The organism is Limnohabitans sp. Hippo3, from assembly GCF_003063665.1.
GTDB lineage: Bacteria > Pseudomonadota > Gammaproteobacteria > Burkholderiales > Burkholderiaceae_C > Limnohabitans_A.
This window is the reverse complement of the sequence record NZ_NESF01000009.1, coordinates 38,582-60,304: the sequence shown is the minus strand read 5'-3', so window position 1 is coordinate 60,304 and position 21,723 is coordinate 38,582. Positions and strand designations below refer to the sequence as shown.

Sequence of the window (21,723 nt, the reverse complement as noted above, 5' to 3'; positions counted from 1 at the left end):
AAACCACACAAGCCCACCATGACACCCGCCCTGGCCAAGCTGAAACGGGCTTGTTCAAGCATGCAGCCTCCGCATGCCCCAGGCACCTGCAAAAAAGGTACTGACCCACAAACTGCTTTTGCCATAGCTGAGCAAAGGCCATGTCAAACCTGTGAGGGGCAGCCATCCTAAATTACCGGCCACGGTGATCCATGTTTGCATGAGCATCAGCACCGCAAACAAAAAGAGCAAGTGCATGGCCAAAGCCTCTTTGACAGAACCCGGTTGCAACAGCATCCCTGGTGTCAGAATCGATGGACTGCGCCTGGCACAGTACATCAAGGCGTGGTAGGCATACGCACTGAACAACAAGAGCCAAGACCAGGCGCCCCATGGTCCCCACCAGCCCATGATTGCGGTGAAGGTGTAATCGCTTTGCAACTGCAAGGGCAGGCCATGACACACATCCAGCCGCGAACTGCCACACCAGGGCACCTGCCCCACCCCAAAGCCCCAGGCGAAACGGGCCGCTTCGGACTGGAACCACATCAAACGGGCCATGTCATCGCGGTCTGCCGTGAAAGGGTCCTGCCAAGCCTGCAAGCGCTCACCCACCACGTCGAGATCAACACCAATGAGAAAGATGGTCCCAAAGCCCAAGACGAGTAGCCCCATACCGCCGGTCCAGCCCAACACCGTCGCCAACAAGACCGCCATCAACAAAGCCATGACCAGCAAAGGGCCCTTGTCCGAGGTGGCAAACGCCGCAACGGCCACCAAGACCATCAAGGTCACGGCCCCCATCAGATAACGCACCGAATTAAGGGCATGCCCTGCGTGCCACAACTGCGCTGCCAATGGCATTTTCCAGACACACCAACCGCATAAGGCGACCAAAAAAACCGCCTTCAACAACTCACCCGTCACATGCTGGGGAATATTCAGTCGATGGGCCATATGAAAACCAAGTACCAGCAAAGCGCCCACCAGCCAACGCAACGCAATACCTCCATATGAGCGATGCCCCCACAAGGCATAACCCAGCCAGCGAACGCCCCCCAGCAACCAGGGTGCAGCCCAGGCCGCCAGCGGCAACAACAGCGCACTGACGAACCAAGCCCACCACTGCTCCAATGCCAAAAACCTCAACCGTTCATGAAAATGCAATGACTGGTCCAGCAAAAGCAGACAACCTGTAGCTGTGAACAGCCACCATCCAGGCAGCCAGCTCGAATTGACCGGTTCAGCCGAAATCGGCGCAGGCAGAGCATGCGCATAAAAATGTGCAGTCACCCATGACAGCACCATCCACAGACCCAAGATGATCATAAGAACGGGATACTTGAATGGCGAGGGTGCAACGCCCAAGGAAGATGCACCCAACCAAGAAACCATCGCCATCAAGATCAAACCATTCAATTGTTGCAAAGGTCTCACACGCGCACGCAACCAGTACGTGACCAGCACAGTCAACAACCAATGCCCCGTCAACAACCAAGGCAAGTGCGTCATCAAATTTTGCAAATATCCTGCACGTGTCGCATAGTCATGCGCCTTGACTGCCTGACGTACCGTACGGGCTACCACATCAGACCCTGAGCCTTCGAGCGATTGAGCCACAGCCCACAAAGCTTCGGCTTGAATTTCAGTGACGGGCGATTGAATCAGAGGCTCAATGCTGTCTTTCACCCACTGATCCCATTGCATCAGTCGCTCGTTGGACAAAGCCTGCAATCGCACCACTTCCGCAGGCAACTCCTGCTCTAGCGACACTGTTGCCTGACCGGTCCCCAGAGATGGAGCAGAAGACGTATCGGTCACCGTCTGTGCCTCTGCAGCCATGACTGCCTTGATTTGGGCCGCATCCTGAGCAGACCATCGAAGTCGCCACTGTTGCGTGCGCAGAGCCACCTCTCTTTGCCAAAGTTGCAAAACTCGTCGGGGTTCTGCGGCAGCCCCTCCATGAACTTCGGGTGCATTTTTCAACCACGACCAGACAAATTTCCAAACATCTGATCGGCAGCGCGCCTCGCCCACCGAGTCTAAATTTTGGCGGATGAAATCGGTATCACGCTGGCACCACAAAACAGTGAGGGGCTCAGGCATTGCCGTGTCCGCCAAGACCATGCCTGCATGGCGATCCCTCTGCCAGCGCAACTCTCCCTGCTGCGCATATTGCTGAACACCTTGCCCCACCCAAAGCACAAACAGCAGTGCCAGTACAAAAAAAATCCGCTCCCATGTCACAGCGCCAAACGCCCCCGCTCTGCCCATGGCGATTCGCGATGTCATCGTCACCAGTCCCACGATCCGAATGCGATCGCCATGGCCAAAACGAAGGCCACAGTCCACCACCACATCGATATGACAGCAGGCACGGCGACAGGCTCCACCAAGATCACGGTCACATCATCGAGTGCACCATTTTCCTGAGCGCGTTCACACCAGGTTTGTGCGCTGGAAAGGCTCAATGGCTGAGGGGTTTCGTTCAAAATTTTTTGTATATCCTCGACGTTCAACGCGTTGTAAAAACCGTCACTGCACAAGATCAGTCGCTCACCCGCTGCCAATGTGATGGGGTAAAACTGGGCTGGCAAATGCAAGCCGCAACCAACCATGTTGGCAGGCGCATCAACAGACACGCCAAGAGGTGGCGTGATGCCGCAATGTGCATAACTCTGATTGGTAGATGCCCAGCGAATGCGCCAGGCAGACCCACTCCAATTGGCCACCAAGATCTTGCAATCACCCACATTCATGGCCAGCCATGTCGAAGTTTTGGCATCGGTCAACCAAACCGCGGCACAAACAGCCGCTCCAGGACCTTGACGCTCTTGCGTCAACCGTTGTGCAATCGCCAGATCGGCGTCTCGCAAGGCCTGATTAACCACTTCAGCTTGTGGCGCTTGCAGCTGCCCAAGTTGTCGAACCAGCATGGCGCTGGCCACCTCACCCAAAGCACCACCACCGACGCCATCAGCTACCCCGAAAAAATCTGGCGCGCGGCAGGCATAACTGTCTTGGTTGAGCGCAGCGCCCAGGCCTGGCAATGACGCAGCGCTGAAACGCAAACGGTTTTGCCGTAGACCCAGCGACAGTTCCTGCAAGGCATGGATTGACCGGTGAGGTGTTCTCAAGGATGCCCCACAGCTTCAGGCCTTGGTCGCCCAATCGACGTGCAGCAGCCTGGCCGCACTGGTCAAAATGAGCGGTGCCACTTCCGCAGTGAAATCCTTGTTTTCCGGGTCCCACATGTGGGTCATGTCGTACGTTGCCACATCTACTTTCGCATAGTCTTCATAGGCCAGCAGCGATTGCATGGCTTCAGCCTGATTGTCGGCAACATTGACCAACAAGGCTTTGAAGTGTGCGCATTGTGACTTGATGAAACTCTCCCCCCCAAACAGATCATCCACACGCACCACATTGGGCAAGCCCACAATCCGCTCTGCGGCGTTTTGTAATGTCTTGACTTGACTGGCATTGACGCGGTGGTCCAGAAAGCCGAGCAACAACAATTGCCCCTTGATCTGACTTGGACGCGCCTTGCGGAAGCCAGGACGCGCACGTGACCAACGATCGTCCATGCTTTGCACCAATTTGATGGCCGCAAACACGCTCAAGCCAAACGACATGCTGTCAGACAGATCAATCAAGTAATGGGTGTAACTGGCCGACAAGAGCGTGATGCTGCCTAGACCAGACTGACCGATCACAAAAGCCTTGTTCATGAAACCACCGGTTTTTTGTTTCAGGCTCATCCAGACCAAAACCCAGATGGTGAGCAAGTTGATCAGGTACGCCGCCGTATTGGGCAACGTACGAAGATGCGTATCGTTCAAAGCGTCGTCCAGCGCCGTCGCCAGAATTTCACCATCGTCTTCCACCGAAGCCACGGATGTCGGTTTGGTCTGCCCCAAACCGGGCGCCGACAAACTCAAAACCACAAAAGCGTCCTTGAAACCCTGTATTTGATCGGGTTTGATCTGGTCCAACAAGACATCACTGAACGATATCCGGTTGTAACGCCCTTGCTTATTGCGCCAGTTCAGGGAAATCAGGTTGGGCACCCGAGCGATATCTGCTGTTCCCAGTTCTGCGGTGCGCTGAACCATCGATGGCAATACAAATGTCGCCTCCTCCCAGCGCAAGGGGTATTTGCGCACAATGCCGTCAGCGTCAGGTTTTTGATTGGCCACACCGAGACGGTCATGCATGGCGCCAAACATGGGCAAGATGACGGCGATTGTGCTGTCTGCCGAATGCTCTGGCTTGAACTGAACACCGGGAATCTGAGCCACCTTGAGTTGACTCTGTGTGTCATTTTTCGGATTGAGACGAATCAATGGAAAAGCCGTTGCGCGGTTCATCTGCGCCGTCACATCCATGGCCGCATCTGCATCCGGGTTGTTTTTGTCCGGATCAGAAAACAGCACATTGAACAACACGACACGAGCACCAAGGTCATTGAACTTCTGCAAGCCATCAGCCAGCACATCGCGCGACCAAGGCCAACGCCCATGTTTCTCGGACAAGGCCGCAAGGGTGCGCTCATCGATGTCAACAATCAGGATTTTGTCCGCAGGCTTAGGGCTTGAAAACCGCGTTTTCAGAATCACATCGTGACTGGCTTTGGGCGTGCCCGGTGTCAAGGCGTTGACCATGAACAAATAACTGGCATACGCCGTCGCGAGAACCCCCACCGTCAAAATGGCTTTGGCACCAAATCGGCGCGAATAATGCGCCACCATCGACATGGAAAAGGATTTGAGGTCAAGGCCCCGCTTGATCAGGTTATATAACCCTGGCAGATATGTTTTGGCAATGTCACGGACGACATCCATCACCGTTTCGAGCATTTTGGACATTTGAATTTTTATGAATATGTCAAACCAGCAACGCCACCACCAGCAACGTCAACAACACAAGAAAAGCCGTCAATTGCGACACGGACACACCGACCGGTACGAGTACCACCAGAAAATACGCCGCAATGCCACACAGCACAAGACCCGGATAGCGCACCCAGAAACATGCACTGCGCGAATGAAAAACCGCGCGCCACAATGCACCCAACACCGCCGGGAACGCCAAGGCCATGGCCAGCAGGCCCAAACCAAAGCCCAGATCGGTGAGCTTTAACCCTGTTTCTACGAAACGGTGGTCAAGCCATCTATAAAGAAATGCCAAAGAGGCCACAATCACCCACCATCTCTGGTACTGCCAAATATTTTGCCCAGCCCTGCTTGTTGAAGAAGATGGCTGGTCTTTCAGATTGACCGAGCTAGCTTGCACAGCCATCTGTTGACTCGACGGCTCACTTGTTACGGTGGTCACCGTTGACAATGGAATCTCTATCAAAGGTGTCAGCAACTTCGTCGGGTGTGCATTTGCCAACGGCGTTTCTCCAGACTGTATTTCCCAGCTTGGCAATGCGGTTGCCACTTGTGCCCATCGGCTTTGCGGTTCAGCAAGTTGACCCAGCATCTTTTCTGTCAGAGCCAACATCTGTTTTGTCGGGGCATCGAAAGCGGTCGAAGTGATTAACGGTTCGCGTGCGGCTTTTTTGCAAGCATGCATCCACTCCTGCCAGACCATCCATCGCCCATCCTGCAAGTTGCTGGGCACAACATTCGACAACATGTACCAAAGGCTGTAGAGGTCTACCTGCGCGCATGCTGCCTGCTGGATATGGGACGGATCGGCTGTGGCCTGGGCCTTTTTGATAGCGGCTCGATAGCTGTCTGGCATGTATGCAAGACGGTCCGGATCTGTTGGCAAAACAAATCTCAAGGGCTGCTCTCGGTAAACAGCGTATGCAAAATCAATCAGTCGAAGGCTTTCCAGATCCAGTGCAACGCCCGATTCTGGGTTCATTTTGATGGCTTTGATGCAGAGGTTGTCACTCTTGAAGTCCCCGTGCATTACCCCCAGTGCATGAATCGCCTCAAGGGCCTTCAAACACGCACGCGCAAATTTAAGCGCATCCTCCGGCTCCAAGAGCAATGGCCCACCTTGTGCAGCAGCACGGTCCAACCAGTCCCTCTGGAAATCCGGCCCCGCATCAAGCGTCACCACCTCGACGCGATCTGAGTGAACCTGTAAACCGGCAACCTGGACCACATGCTTCGCATCACGATGGGCCAAAAGTGTGAGCACCAAATGCTCATGGTGTGCCCATGAGAGCCAGGCTTTTGCTGCTGACCCAGTTTGGCATTGCCAAATCTTTCTGTAACAGCTCCCTGCGTCAGAATGGCCGGTCTCTTTCCAGACGCTGACAGATTGACCAGGCGCAGGACTTTGGGTCTGAATCAGTTGAGCAGCAGGCATGACCGTGCAGGTGTTTTAAGCAGATCTATACCTCTGCTGCAAACCACCGCTTCAACTGAGAAAGGGAATCCTCAGGAACAAGAAGAACCCGTCCAGGCTCAAAAAAGTTCCCACTCCCGCAGCAAGCATGCCCGATACATACAAGGTGCGACGCTCGGTAATCAACACGACCGAGATCAAAATGATCGACAACTGCAATAACAAGCCTGCGAAATCGAAATAGGGTCCTTTTTCCATGGCCTGATCACGCGCTTTTTCAGCCTCTTTGGCTTTGGCCAGCAGTTCTTTTTTGCCTTCTCCAGAAACAGGTTCCGACTCATAACTCAAAGCCTTGCTTCGCAGCACCTCAGCTTGTTCTCGCAAGGCTTTTTTAGCCGCTTCATTGGCCAGCGGAACCGATGTGTTGGCAATGCCATCTAAGGTTTGGGCCGCCAGGTTCATGTCATTCTGGCGAATATTTTTAGCTTGGTAGAACGCATAGGTGTTGATCGCTGCTGCGTTCAGAAATGAAGCGCTACCTGCTGCATTTTGCGAGCCGAGATTGTTGACCAGCAACATCGAGGCAATCAGCGAAATGATGATGGAACATTTGCGTTGGAACGCTTCTTTTTTGGGGTCTTGAGTCTCTGACATGCTGAATACCCATCAATAAAATTTCAAATCGCCTGAATGAATTTCTGAAAACGTGCTTGTCGTGCAGCGTTTGGTTTTTCGGTGGGTCGTGGCAACTTGTCGATCCCCGATTGCAACAACATGTCCAAACGCTCGGCAGGTGAAGGATGTGTCGAAAAGAGCAGCTCGGCACGAGGGTCATTGCCCTTGAAGCGTTGGAGCTTCTCCAGCACATTGATTGCCGCCACTGGGTCATACCCCGCTCGCGTCATGTACTCCACGCCAAGGCGGTCGGACTCAAACTCGGCGCCCTTGTCCAATCCGCGGGCATAAATCTGACCACTCGCCTGCGCCAATTTGGCTGTATCTGAATCTTGTGTGACCGCTTGCAAGCCTTTGGCTGCCTGATCCGCCAAACGCTGTCTTTGCACCACCTGATAATGATGTCTGCGCGAAACATGTGCCACTTCATGGGCCAAGATGAAAGCCAGCTCGTCTTCACTTTCAAGCGTCTTGAGCAAGCCCGACGAGAGCAAGATGTAGCCACCGGGCATGGCAAATGCATTGATGGCATCCGATTTGATAACACCAAAATGCCACTTGTAAATTCCGCCTGATTGGGCAGACAAGACCTGCCCCAACACGTTCACATATTGCTGTGCCGGATCGGCCGCTACCAATGGGGCAGCCCCCAGCACCTGCGCTGCAGCTGCCTTACCCACCTTTTCTTCATCCGTTTGCGCCAATGCCGTCAAACTGATGCATGCGGCGATACCGGCCAGCGCAAGGTTCATGTACTTACCAATCATCATCACCTTTCTTCTTCGCTGACGAAGAGGATCCCGACGCCTGTCCTGTTCCTCCTGCTGGCGTTGCCGCAGACGATGGACGGGGTGCTGTCAATTGAATCTTCTGATTGATGGCCACAACATTGCCAGCAGTGAGAAATGCCTGAACGGTCGAAGGCTGTGCAGTCAACAATTCCAGCTTGGCTGCTTCATTGAAGTCAGGTTGTCCACTCACCAGGTCCTTGGCAGAAAGGCCTCGAGCAGCTGAAGTGGCCACAATATTCCCTGTTCCCAGACGGCCCGTATCAATGGCCGTTGCACCGCTGGTAGCGCCTGCAAAATTGATCTGTGAAACCTTGAGCCATCCTGTCTTGCCAGAAGCGTCGACCTCAACCCAAAATCCCTGACGTTTGAGTGTCTTGACCGCGCTGCCTGCAGCCAGTTTCACATTGCCCGGTTTGCCATCTGGTTTGTCCAAGAGTATGGACTCTTCGCGAACGGTCTGAGCGTTCAAAAAACCACACAGCATCAAGCCCATGACAAAAACCATCAGACGCATTGGAGTCTTGAAATGAATCATGTGAATCAGTGTTCTGTTGAATAAACGCGAACCTTGAAACCTTTATCGGGAGGCTCTGTTGCGGGTATCGTCTGCAATGTCTTTTGCTCTGGTTCCAACCGTGGCATGGCATTCACTGTAGATACGGTGGAAGAAGTTGACGTGGAGGGCATAGGATCAGGACGCGCCTGAACTGTTTGAACAATGCAATCGGGCTTTTGCTTTTTCAGCTTGATCACGACATCCATGACCCCATCCACTTCACGGGAGTAGATCAAGCTGACTCCTTGCAAATTGACATCCAATCGTTGGTTCGGACTGGGCGTGAAGTGACACAACCAGTGACCAGCGAGCACTGTCGCCCGTCCAATCAACAGTCGCTCCAAAGCCTGTGTAACCCCCCGGCGTTGATCCTGAACGCGTGCATAAACATGTCCGTCCAACTCCGCAACCTGATTGATGGATAAACGGGTCAAAACAGCACGTGCATCATCAGTCTGAGCCCAGGCCATATTGACCAAGGTCCATCCTGCCAAAATCAATACGGCATTACGCCAAGAGACATTCACAAATGATCTCTCGTCAGAAATCCCGAGACTTCACACCTTGTCCTGAATTGGCATTGCTGGTGCGTGGCGCAGACTGGGCAGCACCAGAACCACCTCCTGCAGAAGTTGCACCACCAACACTGCCGCCACCAGCATTCATCCTGTTGACGGCTTCAGCTGTTTTGGCACCACTGGCCTGGTTAAGGCCTCGCAGCATCCCTGCAAGTTGTGCAGAGGCTGCCTTCCATTCCATGACCACACCGACCACGGGACCGTTGTTGGCAGGATGCAAGGTCTCCCATTGATGTGCTTCCTGCATCCCTTTGATCGGCAGTTTTTCAGCAATGGCCTGCACCTTGTTGCTGTTGGCGCTGTCAATCTTGACTTCATTCGACTCGTCTTCAAATTCCGTCGATTCCTCACGCTGCAACATGTCGTTGGTTGAAGAAATGGCCTCGCCGAGGAATGACCTGATCATTCCCTGAGCCTGCAATCGTGCCATCTTGTATGCAAGATCTTTGCTTTGCTGAGACTTCGATTGAGGCTGTGCCTGGGCAAATGCCAAGAGCACATATTCCCCTTTTTCGTTGCGGACCATTTGGGTTCCGTATGTTGATACCAACGTACGTTCATCCTGTGGGATATGTTGGGTAATCGCGATCCCGGGTTCACCTCGTGGAATCAGCGTGTAATTGCCGGTGATGACAGCATCTGCAATTTCATGCAGCTTGCGTGTCCAGACAGTCACCACCCCGATTTGCCCTTGGCCACTGGCAGGGTTCTGCTCAAAAGAGGCCATCACCTTGATGCCTGTGCAACGCGCACGCGCCGTCGCCCGGGTTTTGTTCTTGAAACTGGATGTGTTCAAAATAGCCTTGACTTGCTGCTGATCCACAGGCTTGTTGGGATCAATGCCTTTTTTGGCCAATTCTTCCTTCATCTTGTTTTCAAGAATTTTTTCACCGTACAGCCCAGCCGTCTGAAGCGTTGCAGGTGCATTGCGTGCCTTCACGTCTGAATTGAGCGCCTTCGCAACTTGAACAGCACCCTCTTGTGCCAGCCCCTCTCGTTGCAAGCGCATGGCATCGGCTGCTGCACGCTCTGCTCCTGGTGACGACATGTCCTGCATCATTTCACTCGAAACTCTGGTTTCCATGAATTCAGCACATTTTTGTTTCACATCGAGCATGGCTTTCTGAAAAGCGATGTTGCGAGCCAAAACAAAGTTTTTATCCGATGGTGGAACCGAGATGGTGCCTTTGCCTAGCCATACCAGAATGCTTCGACCACCCTCTTCATTTTCGCCTTGCCGAAGTTGTTGCGTTTTCAGGAAGGCTTGCATGCGCTGGTCAACGGTCTCGGTTCCTGAAATGCTTTTGGGCAATTCAGGCAATGGCCTTTGTTCCATCTCGACCTTGGCTTCCTGCGCCAAACCCGAGGTCATCACGGCTGCCGCCAGGGTGCTACCCATTAGCCAACGTACGGTGCGAGGGGAGATTTGTGTTTTCATATCGATTCCTTTATCAAGTTCTTACCAATCTTCATCGTCTTTGGATTTGGATTTACCCGCACCGACTGAATTTCCTGTTCCTGGTAATGTGGGCAAGCTGACTTGCACATTGAGAGCCAGATTGGGGTCATCGGGCAAAACCCTCGCCAAGACCGATCCGGGCTTGACTGTCGCTGGCAAACTGCCTGTGACGACCTTGGCCGTGGCGGTGCGGTCAGTGACACTGGTCACCTCCACGCGCGCTACTTCTTTTTCTTCCTGACCCAAAGATTCTTTGGTGTACGGATCGATCAGGTTTTGGCCCAGACTGACCAATCGGTAGACACGGCCTACCTGCACCGTGTCGCCACCTTGGTTCAATGTCACTTGACCCGCGTTGGCACTGACTACCGCAATCGGATAAATCGCCATGTTGATGACTTGTCCGATGTCGCTGCCAATATCTGCCGCGTATTGACTCAATGACATGTTGCTGTGCAATCGTCCAGGATTCACATAGGTCTGGGCAAACTTGATCTGCCCTGTCGCAATGTCAAGCACGCGCACATCAATAGAGACGGGTGCGCTCATGCGCGATAAGACTCGTCCAGTGACCCGTTGCTGTTGCACCTGTTGCGCCGCAAACTCCTTGAGTGCGGCCAACACAATGTAATCAGCGCCGACGCGCATGCCCACCTTCACCGTCTCTTCGATGGGCGCATTGCGTGAGTTGACCCTGGCCAATTCACGGTTGCTCGAATCCGAATAACGCCGATCAATCATCGCAAACTTACGCGTTTGCGTCAGGTAGGCCTCCAGAGCCGCGGAGACGCTCTCGGCAAAGTTTGCTGCATCAGGTTTGCTGCTTGCGGATCCAACGACGGTCAGCGGCATGACTGCCAGTTTGAGACGCTTGAGTTGTTCGGATGCCTTGTAGGTCGGAATCACCGCCTTGATCTTCACAAACGAACGACCCGAACCGGGGCTGGTGCCAGACTCCAGAACACTGTAAGACTTGACCACGCCTCGGGTAAGGCGCTCAATGTTCTGCTTGAAATCCTGCTCCAGCGTGGTGCTGTTGCCCCGGGTAACCTCACTCATCGACATCGATGTGGCACTTGACATTTTCATGCCACCTACTTGACCAATGGCGTTTTCAATGGCGTCGATCATTGCAGCAGATGGGTCTCCGCCATTGCCCGTGGCCACAACTTCGCGGTAAACGATCTGAGCATACGCTGCAGGCAAGCACAAAATCAGAATGCACAATGCCGCGAAAAAACCGCGCATGTGTTTAAGGATTTGGTGCATCACTTGAGGTTCAGCTGATTGACCACGACGTCAGCAGCGACCTTCGCCGCATTGGCCAAAGCGGCACGACCTGCGTCATTGAGCTTTTCGGCACGACCGCTGAATGTGCGGTTGGCCGAACCAATGCTGCGAGCAAAACGACCCGTCAAATCATAGGCTGTGATGTTCATATTGCCGCTGGCGAGCCACAAACCGGTATTGGGATCGTTGCGATAACCATCCACTTCAATGGACGCCAGGATGAATTTGGTCAGCTGACACTCCTTGATCTTCTTGAAGGTGTCATTGCGGACGTTGGCAGGAAGTTGACCCGTTTCGGACTCCGCATACATTTTGGAAAAAGGATCGTTGTCTGACACGCCACAATTGCTCACCAGCTCTTCCCAAGGCACCGTGCTGATCCGGTTGTTTGTCAAGGTTTCGCCAACACGGTTTTGCAAGTCATCGATGTTGGCCCAAGCCACATACTTGATGCGATCACGTTTGGTTTCCTGCGAACCGCCGGTCACCGTTTTGGATGTTTGTGTTACCGAAACAGCGTCTGCAGAAGCCTCAGCGCTACTGGTTCTGTTGCTGGCCGAAGCATCTGCGCTGGCGGATGAACCACTTGTGCCTACGGTTGATTCCGCTCGTTTGGTGACCTTCGTATCGAAGGATGTCTGGGAATCTGCCACCCTTGCCATCACCAGAAACGCAATGTCATCCTGCGCAGTCGCTTTACCGCCACCGGAGGCTTGTGATGTCTGACGCAAACGGCTGTCGATCATGCTTTCGTTGATGGCCGCCTTGATACTGACAGTACAGGTACCCGAGAAACCGGATGTGCATTTTTCATCGACCACACTCACATCGACCACGATGCTGCCAAGATCGTCCAGAAATGCTTTTTCATTGGCCAGGATATTGTCCAGTTTGGCGCCCTGGAGTGAGCCCAAATAATTTTTCCAGGCAGCCACTTTGGCCTTGTTCGTTGCAGTCTCTTTGTTGGAGTCTGTTGCTTGGGCTCGCACGAATTTTTGCTGCGCTATGCCCATGGTCGCCATACCAGACAAGGCCAGCGCCAATAAAACAGTTTTGAATCGGGAAAGGCGATGGGGGTTTTTCATGTTCATTCTCTCAACGTGTTTTGGCACAAAGTTCAAGGAGTCTTGGAATAGCGGGTGCAACTGCATCAAGTCGAACTTCGGCTTGAGCCAATGTCTGGGCATCTCGCTTGGCCATGCCACTGAGGAGATTGGTCAGGGTGCGAGACAAAAGACGGTCAAAGAAAACCAGATCACGCTCTGGCGTATCGTCTTCAGTTGAGTTGAGCGGTGTGCGATCTTCATGCGTACTGGCCGCCAACACATTCAGAAAGCGTTTGTCTTTCTCGTTGGCATACTCATCAATGGCGAAGAAACGAATCACCAGAGTACGTCGAATGATGGTGACACCGCGTTGAGTGCTGTGAATGATTTTTTTGTCCAGATCACGCAATACCACCTCGAATTTCAGATCAGCGTCTGGAATGGCGATTTCATTTTGTGCTGCCAGATCGTCATTGAATTTGACGGCATACCGCTTGGCCAACGCATCGTTTTCCTGAAACGGCAGCAATGGAATGTTCAGGTTGTCGCAAATCGCTGAGCTGGATGAAAAGCCCAATAACTCTGGGTTCAGAATCTGATCGATCTTGTAAGACGCGAGTTTGGCCTGTGCATCGGGGTGTATCGAGGCCTTGGTCAGACGTGCAAAATAATTGCTGCTGAAGCCTTGATCCCATTTATTGAAGCGTCCCAGGAAATGCACGAATGCGTTGGCGTAACCTTTGTAGGCTTCACCCATGAAGCCCACCGCCTTCGCTCGCACGTTTTTGAGGTCTCCCCCTGGGCGTTCAAAGCGCAACATGAATGGAAATGAAGACACAATCCGCCAACCAGTGCTCTGACTGAATGACATCACAAGGCCTACGCCCGACATGAAAATAAGCAAAGTATTCGCGTTTTCTCCGTCTTTTTCAACGCGCGCGCCCACTGTGGTTTCGAAGTCGTGAGCAAAACCGACCAACATGTCTTCTCCGAACTCCACCGAATTTTTAAACTGAACCAGTGGCGGTTTTTGTTGCGCGAGCAAACTGGCCGTGAGTTTGCTTTCCGGCGTAAAGACCTTGCTATCGGTGAGATTGAGCTTGCGTGTCTGTTGCACAAACTCGCGCGTCAGGTCATAGCGCGCCTGTGCAGCCCCGCCATTGAGCCCAAACCCCGTCCACACTGGGGGCGTTTTGGGTCGACTTCTTTGTCCAGCGGGTTGTGCACCTGACCACAAGGGCCAGCCCAAGGAAGTAACACCCACCCACGAAAGCAACCAATGCCGGCGAGATGCGCCTTGAGCTGAATTCTTGGCCACATCAGTCCTTGTATTTGTTCAGGTCCTGACCCACGTTGGCTTCCACTTTTTTCATGTCCACCTTTGCCACGTCCTTGGCACGCATGGCTTGATCCCACTTGGATGAAATGATGCAACTCTGGATCAGCGCATTGTTGGCTTGAGTCAAGGCGGGCAAAGGGGCCGCCATTTTCACCATGTCTCCAAAACCGGACATCAGCGTTTGCAACAACTCGCCATATGACTGGGAAATGATGCCTTGGGCCGCCAATCTTTTCTCTTGCGCCTGGACCAGCATTTGTTTTTGACGCTCATCGAGCGTTGTGGTTTTGGAAATCATCTTGATTTGAGCGGCCTGAATTTCAGGGCTCACATCCTCAAAAACCGGCTTCTCGCCTTTGGCGTTTGATTTCAGAGACTCCAGACTTTCCAGCTGACCCATCAATTGGTTGCCACCCTGCGTGGATTTGATGATGTCGTTGCCGATCTTGATGGACTCGGCATTGATTTGACTGGCCTGTGAATACATCTTGCCAATACGCGTGTTGGGCAATTGCCGCGCATAGGCCTGCTGGGCCTGCTCAATTTGCATACCGGTTTTGGCAGGGCCTTCCCATTGCTGCCGATAAGGCATGTTGGGCTCATTGAAAAAGATATCTTTGGCAGTGGCCGTGTGGATCAACTGGTAGTTTTGCGAATCGAATTCTTTACGGATACCATCGCCTTGGCTGTATTTGCTGCGCAAGTTGCCGGCGCTGACCAGATCACCCAAGGCTTGGCCCAGGTTCTTGGGGCCGTACTCACCGTAAGCAGCCATGCGCGCTCTGAAAACCAGGGCTGTGAAATGTTCTGTGCCGAGTGCCGCCTGGAAGTTGGCCCACCACCGGTCTTTGTTGACAGACAACTCGGGGGCCTGCAAATGCAAAAAGGTCAAAGCCATCAACGCATCGGCACGCTCTTGCTGGTCTGATCCTCGCGAAATCTGTATCAGTGCCGCCAATGTTTCTGGCTCTGGGAAAGCCAAGAATGTGTCATAAATGGCTCGGACTTTTTTGGTTTCAAAAGAGGCTTGGAAAAATCTCGCGTTTGGAAAGGTCTTGTTGATCCTGTCATTGCGAAACGCCTTCATGAACTCATCTTGCAGAGCTTCGAGCTCCTGTATCTTGAATTCGCTGGCGATCAACCCTGTATCGATCTTTAAATTGCCCAAAGCGCCAACCTGCTGTCGGCACCATTGGTCACTGGGCATCAAACCGCCACTTTTGGCTGTATTTTTTCCACCACCCATGGTTGGGGCAGCGCCTGTTGGCTGACTGGGTGGCTGCAGCTTTTGAAGCTGTTGCATCAAGTTCCCGAATTGGGCTTGTGCGGCTACCGGCACCAACGCCAGGGCACAAAGAATGAATCCTAGACGTTGATGTTGACGTGGTTTGTTTTGCATTGTCGTTTTTGATGGTTAATACTATTCATAACAATAATAACCCCAAAAACATTCGGTTACAAACTGGCCAATACCCGAGTAAATTTTTCGACTATTCAACTGCTCTTAGCTTGGCGTTTTCCAGGTTCAGGGCAACTCCCTGACGAGTCGAATACCCGTGCCGGTACCGCGGTTGAACGGAGGTGCCTTTCCTCTGTAGGCGCTGCGCAGGTAAGTCAGCGGCAAATCCCAGCCTCCACCCCGAATCACCCGTTTGGCGCAATTCAACGGTGCTGAGTCACCTGGATGGGATAACTGCAAGTTCCAGCAAGTTTGCGTCCACTCCATGACATTGCCGTGCATGTCGTACAGGCCCCATGGGTTTGGCAAATAACTGCCCACGGGTGAGGTGTAAGCAAACCCGTCATGACAAGTCTGACCTGGCCATTGAGGATGCTTCCGAGTCAAAGCGGCATCCGCAGCATTGGCATGGCGACACAGATCAGATGCCCCTGTTACCCAAGGATACGGTAACTGTGTCCCAGCTCTGGCCGCATATTCCCACTCAAACTCCAGTGGCAAGCGGTACAGATGTCCTGTTTGACGACTGAGCCATTGCGCGTAGGCCTGAGCATCGTCCCAGCTGACACACACCACAGGGTGCTCATCTGATTGTGAAAAACCAGGGTATCGCCAACCCAAATGTTGGGCTTGAACATAACCGTCTCCATCCCACGTCAAACAACCAGATGCCGCACGATGCCCAGAGTCAAGTTCAAAAGCAGCCCACTGGTGACGGGTCACTTCGGTCTGACTGATCGCAAAAGCGGAAACCACCACGTCAATGCGTGGCGCTTCATCCGCATCCCTGCCTTCTTCACTTACAGGCGAACCCATTTGAAATGTTCCGGTAGGCACTTTGACCATGATTGGACAACTGGCGCAATCCTGAAATGTCTGCAATATCTTCGATTCAGCGACGGGAACCGAAACAGCGATGGTCTCCATCGATGTGTTGTCCGATTTGCCTTCTTGATCCTGACTCACCAAAGAAAACACCGTGCCTGACAGTCTGTCGATAATTTGCTGGCATCCAACAAGTCCGCAGCAAATCAGCAAAAAAGCGATGCACAAAGCAACTCGTCCACGGCTGAAGCGGTTTTGTTGATGACTTTTAAACATGCCCATCCTCAATCACACGAGGAAGGCATATTACCCAAGCAACTTTGCAACCATCAAGCCTGGTTCGCACGGGCCTTGAGCCAGCGCATCACCGCGCCCACCACCGGCAGTTTTTCGTACAGCTCCTCGGCCGCATCCCAGTAGTCGCGGTGCATTGTCACCAGGCCTTGCTCGTTGAACAGCACATGGCTGGCTCCGCGCACGGTTTGCAGGGTGGTGGTGTCAAAACGCTTGAAGCGAAAGCGGAACTCCCAGGTCAAGAAGGCTTGTAAACCGTCCACCACCTGGCCTGTGACCACAAAGTGCGGCTGGTCCAGCGCCTCGTACATGTGCCGAAAAATCCGCTCGATTTCGGGCAAGCCCTGCACCTCGTTGAACGGGTCCTTGAAGATGGCTTGCGCGTCGTAGACCGTGTGCAGCTGCGCCACGCTGTGCGGCGACAGGGTTTCAAAAAACGCGGCCAGATTTTGCGTGGCTTGTCGGGTGTCCATGAGCGGCTTTCCATTCAGACTTACAAGCCCGTGAACTTGCGCACCAGCGGGAAGTACAGGCGATAGGGCAAGAGGCGCAACAACTTCAGCCAAAGGGTGAAGCGCTTCGGAAAATGAATGTCGAACTGGCCTTGCGCCCAGCCCCGGAGCATGTGGCGTGCGGCTTGCTCGGGACTGATGAGCGCGGGCATGGTGAATTGGTTTTGCGCCGTGAGCGGCGTGGCCACAAATCCGGGATTGACCACGCTCACGCCAATGCCCTGATCTTGCAGGTCCATGTAAAGGGTCTCGGCTAAGTGGGTGAGGGCGGCCTTGGTCGGGCCATAGGCCAGGCCATTGGGCAGGCCGCGCCAGCCGGCCACGCTGCTGAGCAAACTGATGTGCCCGCGGCCTTGCGCGAGCATGCCGGGCAGCACCGCGTGAATCACCTGCAATGCGCCTTGGTAGTTGACCTTGTCGTGCTGCAGCAAGTCGTCCAGATCCATGGCGGTGGCGCGTTGGGCGCGGTAGTAGCCTGCCGCATACACGACCATGTCAAGCGGGCCTTCGGCCAGCAGGGCGCGGGCAGCGGCCTGTACCTGGGGGCCATCGCTCACGTCGAGCGCAAGCCACTTCACCCCCGCATCCTGCGCGGCCCAGTCCTGCACAGTTTGCGCATTACGGGCCGACACCACCACTTGCGCACCCGCCTCACGCAGCGCCTGCGCACAGGCCAAACCAATGCCGGTGGATGCGCCCACCAACCAGACCCGACGGCCCTGCCAATCGGTGATTTGCTTGTTCAAGCTCATGCGCATCCACCCGACTTGGCCGCCAAAGGCGTGCGGCGTGTGAAGGACAAGGTGACCTCGCCCAGCGTCACGCCCCATTTGCTCATGGTGGCTTTGTTAAGCATGACGCGGTCGTCCATCAGGTACATCCAGTCGTCAAAGTCAACGTACCAGACCCGGCCATCGACTGGCAGCGCCAGCGTGTAGCCCCAGCGAAACGCATTGCCGCTGACCTGACCAGAAGCCTCGCCCACCACGTCGTCGGCGCGGCCCGTGTACGTGCCGTTGGGTCCGGCCTTGAGTTTCCAGATGCGGCGCTGTGTGGTCCCGTCCGAGTAGACAAAGGCCTCGTCCAGCACGCCTTCGTCCCCGTTCCAGCTGCAGTCCATCACCACGGTGAAGCGCTTGACGACCTGACCGCTGCGGTCGGTGAACACGCCCCAGGCGTCGATGGTGCCATTGAAATAGGTGCGCAAATCCAGTTGCGGTTTTTCTTGCGCGTACTGTTGCACTTGCGGCCCGGCGCAGCTGGCCAGGAACGGCGTGGTCGCCACCACAGGCAAAGCGGCCAGACGGGTCAGGGCGGTGCGGCGGTGAATCAAGGCGTTGTTTGGACGCATGGTGGGCTCCAGTTGTCGGGTGTCAAAGCGGCATCACGCCAAATCTTCATGTTGCAGAATGGGCCACATCAGACCCCGAGATCAAATCGGGCCGACGCATCAGGCCCGCATACAAAGCCAGTCCAGCCAAAAGCTTGAGCACGCAAGGCAATAGGCCATAAGCCAGGCCCAGCGCCAGCACGGCATCGGCGCCCTGCTGGCCCGGGGCATAACCCCACAAGCCAAGCAATGGCAGCGACAGCCCGGCGGCAAAAGCCAGATTGAGTTTGGTGGCCAGATTCCACCAGCCCATGAAGGCGCCGTCTGTGCGGCCCCGCTCGCCGCAGCGGTCAATCAGCTGATTCAGAAGGGCACCAGGCACCGTGAGGTCCGCACCCAGCGCCATGCCGGACAGGGCACACACCACCAAAAATCCGGTGGTGTCACCCGCGCCCAAGGTGACCACGCTGACAAAAGCCAGCACCGACAAGGCCATGCCGGTGGCCCAGGTGCGCAGCAAGCCGATGCGGTCGATCACCTGGAGCCACAGCGGAAACGACAGCGCCCCGGCGGCGAAATACAGACCCAAGAACAACGGCTCCATGGCCTTGGGCGCTTGCAACCGGTCCTGCACAAAAAACAGCACCAGCGTGGCGGGCACGGCACTGGCCAGGCCATTGAGCATGAACACCATCAATAAGCGGCGAAAACCTGCATGTCGCCACGGCTGCCAAAGGCTGCCGGCCTCATGGCCTTGAGGCACAGCCCCATCGGGTGCCAAGGCACTGCGAGCAGTTCGCCGCCAACTGAACAAGCCCAGCGCCAGCATGAGCACCAGCAAAACCGTGGTCAGCTCCCAGCCCCACAATGCGGGCAAGGCCGACGCCAGCAACACACCGACCAGGGCAAAGCCTTCGCGCCACGCGACCCAGCGACTTTGCGCGATGCCCCCGCCGCCCTGCCGCGCTGCCCAAGCCTGGTGCAGGATGCCCAGCCCGCTGTACGCCAGATGGCTGAGCGTGAGCGCGCAGCCCGCCCACACCAGCAAGCCCGTGGGCGACAAAGCCGCCGCGGGAGGAAAAAACAAAGCCGCAAAACCCAGCGCCACGGCCAAGGCCAACAACACAGCGGCCAGCCACACGGCTCGCCACGAATGACGGTAAAGGCGGTCACCCCAACGCCCGAGCCACGGGTCCAACACCGCGTCGATGCTGCGGCTGAGCAAGAGCACCGCACCCAAAGCGGCCAGCGGCACGCCGTATTGCTGGGCATACAGGTTGGGCAGATGCACATACACCGGCAAAGCCACGAAGGCCAAGGGCAAGCCCAGCAAACCATAAGCCGCTGAGGCCGAACGCGGCACAACAGCCAAAGAGGCGGGCGCGACGTTCATGGCTGCAAACCCTGCAGCAATTGGGCCCGCATCTTGGGCTCGGAGCTGCGTTCATCGAGCCAGATGCCAAAAAACAAACGCGCAAAAGCCAGGTCATTGACCGCCCCCACACGCTGGCCATTGACCCAGAACTCGGCGCCCACACCCGGCAGGTTCACGCCCGTGATGCGCTCACCCTCGCTCACATTGGGAAACAACTCGCGCATGGCAGCGAGCCAGCTTTGCGCCTGCGCGTCGCTGAAGCTGCCCACGCGCCGCATTTCGTCGATGGAGCGGCTGGCGATGGCCGAGCCTTCCAAGCGGCGCAGGTACTGCAGCTCCAGGGCAAACGAATATTGCGCATACTGGCTGTGCCGAAAACCCACAGGCGTCCATAGCCTCGCGTCATACACCTCGAAGCCCCAGACCCGCAAGCGCACAGGTGCGGTAGGCACCACGCCGCTCAAGGCGGCCACTTCGGGGCGCGCATAGGCCACTTGGTGGCTGGACACGCTGTTGGCCTGGGCTTGCGCAGCCCCGTGCAACGCAGCCAAAAGGACAGCAACACCCGCGCCTTGCACCCCCTGTCGGCGCAGCCACAATGCCAACATCGTTTTCAGCGGGGTGTGCATGCGCATCAGCCCGGTTTGGCCAAGGTGAACTGCACCACGTCGATGTTGGCTTCATCGAAAGCGGCTTCGCAGTACGCCAGGTAAAAGGTCCACAAGCGGATGAAACGCTCGTCAAATTTCAGGGTCCGCACAGTATGGAGTTGCGCCACGAAACTCTCGCGCCAACGGCGCAGCGTCTCGGCGTAGTCGGGGCCGAAGTTCAGCTCGTCGACCACCTGCAAGCCCGCGGCTTGTGCCTGTTTGCGGAACTCGCTGGGACTGGGCAAACAGCCACCCGGAAAGATGTACTGCTGGATGAAGTCAGTCGAGTGCAGGTAGCGCTCAAACAGCGCGTCGTCGATGGTGATGCTCTGGATGCAAGCGCGGCCACCGGACTTGAGCAAACGGCTCACCGTCTGGAAATAGGTGGGCCAGTATTCTTGCCCCACCGCCTCGATCATCTCGATCGAGCAGATCGCGTCGTACGGGCCGTCGTGGATGTCGCGGTAGTCCTGCAAGCGCAAATCGGCCCGCTGCTGTACGCCGTGCGATTGCATGCGGGCTTGGGCAAACGCCAGCTGCTCGGTGGACAAAGTCACGCCCGTGATGTGCGCACCAAATTCGGTGGTGGCCGATTCGGCCAGAGCGCCCCAGCCGCAACCAATTTCGAGCACGCGGTCGCCCGGCTGGGTGTTGACCATGCGCAAGGCGCGGCGCACCTTGGCTTTTTGGGCATCGGCCATGGGCTGCGTTTTGTCGCCGTCGAACCAGGCCGACGAGTAGTTCATCGTGCCATCGAGCCACAACTCGTAAAAAGCGTTGCCCAGGTCGTAATGCGCGTGGATGTTCTTGCGGCTGTTACTGCGGTTGTTGCGATTGAGCAGGTGCTTGACACGGTAGACCAGCCGCCCCAGCCAGTGGCCGTAAATCGCGCCCTCGATTTGCGTGCGGTTGGCGATCAACAGGCGCAGCAAGGCGGCCAGATCGGGCGTGTCCCAGTCACCCGCCATGTAGCCTTCGGCAAAGCCAATGTCGCCCGACTTGAGCACCTCGGCGCAGACCGACCAGCGGTGGATGTGCAGGGCCGCGAACGGGGCTTCGTGCGTGCCAAAAACCTGAAAATTGCCATCGGGCGCATGCAAGGTGAGCGTGCCGATTTTCAGACGGGTGAGCAGGCCCAGCAAACGGGTAGCGGCTTTGGGCAAACTGGCGTGCGGAATCTGCGCTGCGGCGCTGGAAGCGCCCAAGGCAGTGGCAGGGTTGGCGGTCTTCATCGTGGTGGGCATCCGGTGGGTCCA

General features: G+C 55.4%; 20 protein-coding genes. All 20 read right to left on the bottom strand.

What is annotated here, in order from left to right; genetic code table 11:
* Positions 1-54: 54 nt before the first annotated feature.
* Positions 55-1,821 carry an FtsW/RodA/SpoVE family cell cycle protein gene (locus tag B9Z34_RS10575; RefSeq protein ID WP_158268720.1) on the bottom strand — a complete coding sequence of 589 codons (1,767 nt, stop codon included), beginning with the start codon at positions 1,819-1,821 and terminating at the stop codon, positions 55-57.
* Between the two features lie 452 nt (positions 1,822-2,273).
* Positions 2,274-3,086, bottom strand: a complete 813-nt coding sequence (locus tag B9Z34_RS10570; protein ID WP_158268719.1) for a PP2C family serine/threonine-protein phosphatase — start codon at positions 3,084-3,086, stop codon at positions 2,274-2,276.
* A 45-nt stretch (positions 3,087-3,131) separates the two neighbouring features.
* Positions 3,132-4,847: a CHASE2 domain-containing protein gene (locus B9Z34_RS10565; RefSeq protein WP_108428082.1), complete on the bottom strand. Its 1,716-nt coding sequence runs from the start codon at positions 4,845-4,847 to the stop codon at positions 3,132-3,134.
* Between the two features lie 19 nt (positions 4,848-4,866).
* The gene (locus B9Z34_RS10560; protein WP_146179645.1) at positions 4,867-6,138 is read right to left on the bottom strand and encodes a hypothetical protein; all 1,272 of its coding nucleotides are present in this window, start codon (positions 6,136-6,138) and stop codon (positions 4,867-4,869) included.
* Positions 6,139-6,360: 222 nt separating this feature from the next.
* On the bottom strand, positions 6,361-6,942 hold the full coding sequence (locus tag B9Z34_RS10555) for a DUF4337 family protein (RefSeq protein ID WP_108428080.1): 582 nt from the start codon (positions 6,940-6,942) through the stop codon (positions 6,361-6,363).
* A 23-nt stretch (positions 6,943-6,965) separates the two neighbouring features.
* Positions 6,966-7,733, bottom strand: coding sequence for a M48 family metalloprotease (locus B9Z34_RS10550; protein ID WP_108428079.1), 768 nt, complete (start codon positions 7,731-7,733; stop codon positions 6,966-6,968).
* Positions 7,720-8,289: a hypothetical protein gene (locus tag B9Z34_RS10545; protein WP_108428078.1), complete on the bottom strand. Its 570-nt coding sequence runs from the start codon at positions 8,287-8,289 to the stop codon at positions 7,720-7,722. Before B9Z34_RS10545 ends, B9Z34_RS10550 begins: the two co-directional genes overlap by 14 nt.
* A 5-nt stretch (positions 8,290-8,294) precedes the next feature.
* On the bottom strand, positions 8,295-8,837 hold the full coding sequence (locus B9Z34_RS14480) for a hypothetical protein (protein WP_146179644.1): 543 nt from the start codon (positions 8,835-8,837) through the stop codon (positions 8,295-8,297).
* A gap of 13 nt (positions 8,838-8,850) precedes the next feature.
* Entirely contained in the window at positions 8,851-10,326 is a 1,476-nt protein-coding gene (locus B9Z34_RS10535; protein ID WP_146179643.1) for a DUF6844 domain-containing protein, read from the bottom strand.
* A 21-nt stretch (positions 10,327-10,347) separates the two neighbouring features.
* Complete coding sequence (locus tag B9Z34_RS10530; RefSeq protein ID WP_158268718.1) at positions 10,348-11,595, bottom strand: CsgG/HfaB family protein; 1,248 nt, start codon at positions 11,593-11,595, stop codon at positions 10,348-10,350.
* A 20-nt stretch (positions 11,596-11,615) separates the two neighbouring features.
* Positions 11,616-12,722 carry a hypothetical protein gene (locus tag B9Z34_RS10525; protein WP_146179641.1) on the bottom strand — a complete coding sequence of 369 codons (1,107 nt, stop codon included), beginning with the start codon at positions 12,720-12,722 and terminating at the stop codon, positions 11,616-11,618.
* Positions 12,723-12,732: 10 nt separating this feature from the next.
* Positions 12,733-14,001, bottom strand: a complete 1,269-nt coding sequence (locus tag B9Z34_RS10520) for a hypothetical protein (protein ID WP_146179640.1) — start codon at positions 13,999-14,001, stop codon at positions 12,733-12,735.
* Position 14,002: 1 nt separating this feature from the next.
* Complete coding sequence (locus tag B9Z34_RS10515) at positions 14,003-15,004, bottom strand: hypothetical protein (protein WP_146179639.1); 1,002 nt, start codon at positions 15,002-15,004, stop codon at positions 14,003-14,005.
* Between the two features lie 543 nt (positions 15,005-15,547).
* A complete protein-coding gene (locus tag B9Z34_RS10510) occupies positions 15,548-16,582 on the bottom strand; it encodes a formylglycine-generating enzyme family protein (RefSeq protein WP_158268717.1) in 1,035 nt (344 codons plus the stop codon).
* 53 nt (positions 16,583-16,635) lie between these two features.
* The gene (locus B9Z34_RS10505; protein ID WP_108428070.1) at positions 16,636-17,073 is read right to left on the bottom strand and encodes a nuclear transport factor 2 family protein; all 438 of its coding nucleotides are present in this window, start codon (positions 17,071-17,073) and stop codon (positions 16,636-16,638) included.
* Positions 17,074-17,093: 20 nt separating this feature from the next.
* Positions 17,094-17,864: an SDR family oxidoreductase gene (locus B9Z34_RS10500; RefSeq protein ID WP_108428153.1), complete on the bottom strand. Its 771-nt coding sequence runs from the start codon at positions 17,862-17,864 to the stop codon at positions 17,094-17,096.
* Entirely contained in the window at positions 17,861-18,463 is a 603-nt protein-coding gene (locus B9Z34_RS10495) for a DUF3833 domain-containing protein (RefSeq protein ID WP_108428069.1), read from the bottom strand. The genes B9Z34_RS10500 and B9Z34_RS10495 overlap by 4 nt, the downstream gene beginning before the upstream one ends.
* A gap of 46 nt (positions 18,464-18,509) precedes the next feature.
* A complete protein-coding gene (locus B9Z34_RS10490; RefSeq protein ID WP_108428068.1) occupies positions 18,510-19,835 on the bottom strand; it encodes an MFS transporter in 1,326 nt (441 codons plus the stop codon).
* Positions 19,832-20,446 (bottom strand): chalcone isomerase family protein, encoded by a 615-nt coding sequence (locus B9Z34_RS10485; RefSeq protein ID WP_108428152.1) that lies wholly within the window; start codon positions 20,444-20,446, stop codon positions 19,832-19,834. The genes B9Z34_RS10490 and B9Z34_RS10485 overlap by 4 nt, the downstream gene beginning before the upstream one ends.
* 5 nt (positions 20,447-20,451) lie before the next feature.
* A complete protein-coding gene (locus tag B9Z34_RS10480) occupies positions 20,452-21,711 on the bottom strand; it encodes a cyclopropane-fatty-acyl-phospholipid synthase family protein (RefSeq protein ID WP_108428067.1) in 1,260 nt (419 codons plus the stop codon).
* Positions 21,712-21,723: the final 12 nt, after the last annotated feature.

Excerpts from the sequence above, each read along its gene's own strand:
- B9Z34_RS10575 (WP_158268720.1), bottom strand. The coding sequence starts at position 1,821 with ATGGCTGCAGAGGCACAGACGGTGACCGATACGTCTTCTGCTCCATCT.
- B9Z34_RS10565 (WP_108428082.1), bottom strand. The coding sequence starts at position 4,847 with ATGTCCAAAATGCTCGAAACGGTGATGGATGTCGTCCGTGACATTGCC.
- B9Z34_RS10555 (WP_108428080.1), bottom strand. The coding sequence starts at position 6,942 with ATGTCAGAGACTCAAGACCCCAAAAAAGAAGCGTTCCAACGCAAATGT.
- B9Z34_RS10550 (WP_108428079.1), bottom strand. The coding sequence starts at position 7,733 with ATGATGATTGGTAAGTACATGAACCTTGCGCTGGCCGGTATCGCCGCA.
- B9Z34_RS10545 (WP_108428078.1), bottom strand. The coding sequence starts at position 8,289 with ATGATTCATTTCAAGACTCCAATGCGTCTGATGGTTTTTGTCATGGGC.
- B9Z34_RS10535 (WP_146179643.1), bottom strand. The coding sequence starts at position 10,326 with ATGAAAACACAAATCTCCCCTCGCACCGTACGTTGGCTAATGGGTAGC.
- B9Z34_RS10530 (WP_158268718.1), bottom strand. The coding sequence starts at position 11,595 with ATGCGCGGTTTTTTCGCGGCATTGTGCATTCTGATTTTGTGCTTGCCT.
- B9Z34_RS10525 (WP_146179641.1), bottom strand. The coding sequence starts at position 12,722 with ATGAAAAACCCCCATCGCCTTTCCCGATTCAAAACTGTTTTATTGGCG.
- B9Z34_RS10510 (WP_158268717.1), bottom strand. The coding sequence starts at position 16,582 with ATGTTTAAAAGTCATCAACAAAACCGCTTCAGCCGTGGACGAGTTGCT.
- B9Z34_RS10505 (WP_108428070.1), bottom strand. The coding sequence starts at position 17,073 with ATGGACACCCGACAAGCCACGCAAAATCTGGCCGCGTTTTTTGAAACC.
- B9Z34_RS10500 (WP_108428153.1), bottom strand. The coding sequence starts at position 17,864 with ATGAGCTTGAACAAGCAAATCACCGATTGGCAGGGCCGTCGGGTCTGG.
- B9Z34_RS10495 (WP_108428069.1), bottom strand. The coding sequence starts at position 18,463 with ATGCGTCCAAACAACGCCTTGATTCACCGCCGCACCGCCCTGACCCGT.
- B9Z34_RS10490 (WP_108428068.1), bottom strand. The coding sequence starts at position 19,835 with ATGAACGTCGCGCCCGCCTCTTTGGCTGTTGTGCCGCGTTCGGCCTCA.
- B9Z34_RS10485 (WP_108428152.1), bottom strand. The coding sequence starts at position 20,446 with ATGCACACCCCGCTGAAAACGATGTTGGCATTGTGGCTGCGCCGACAG.
- B9Z34_RS10480 (WP_108428067.1), bottom strand. The coding sequence starts at position 21,711 with ATGCCCACCACGATGAAGACCGCCAACCCTGCCACTGCCTTGGGCGCT.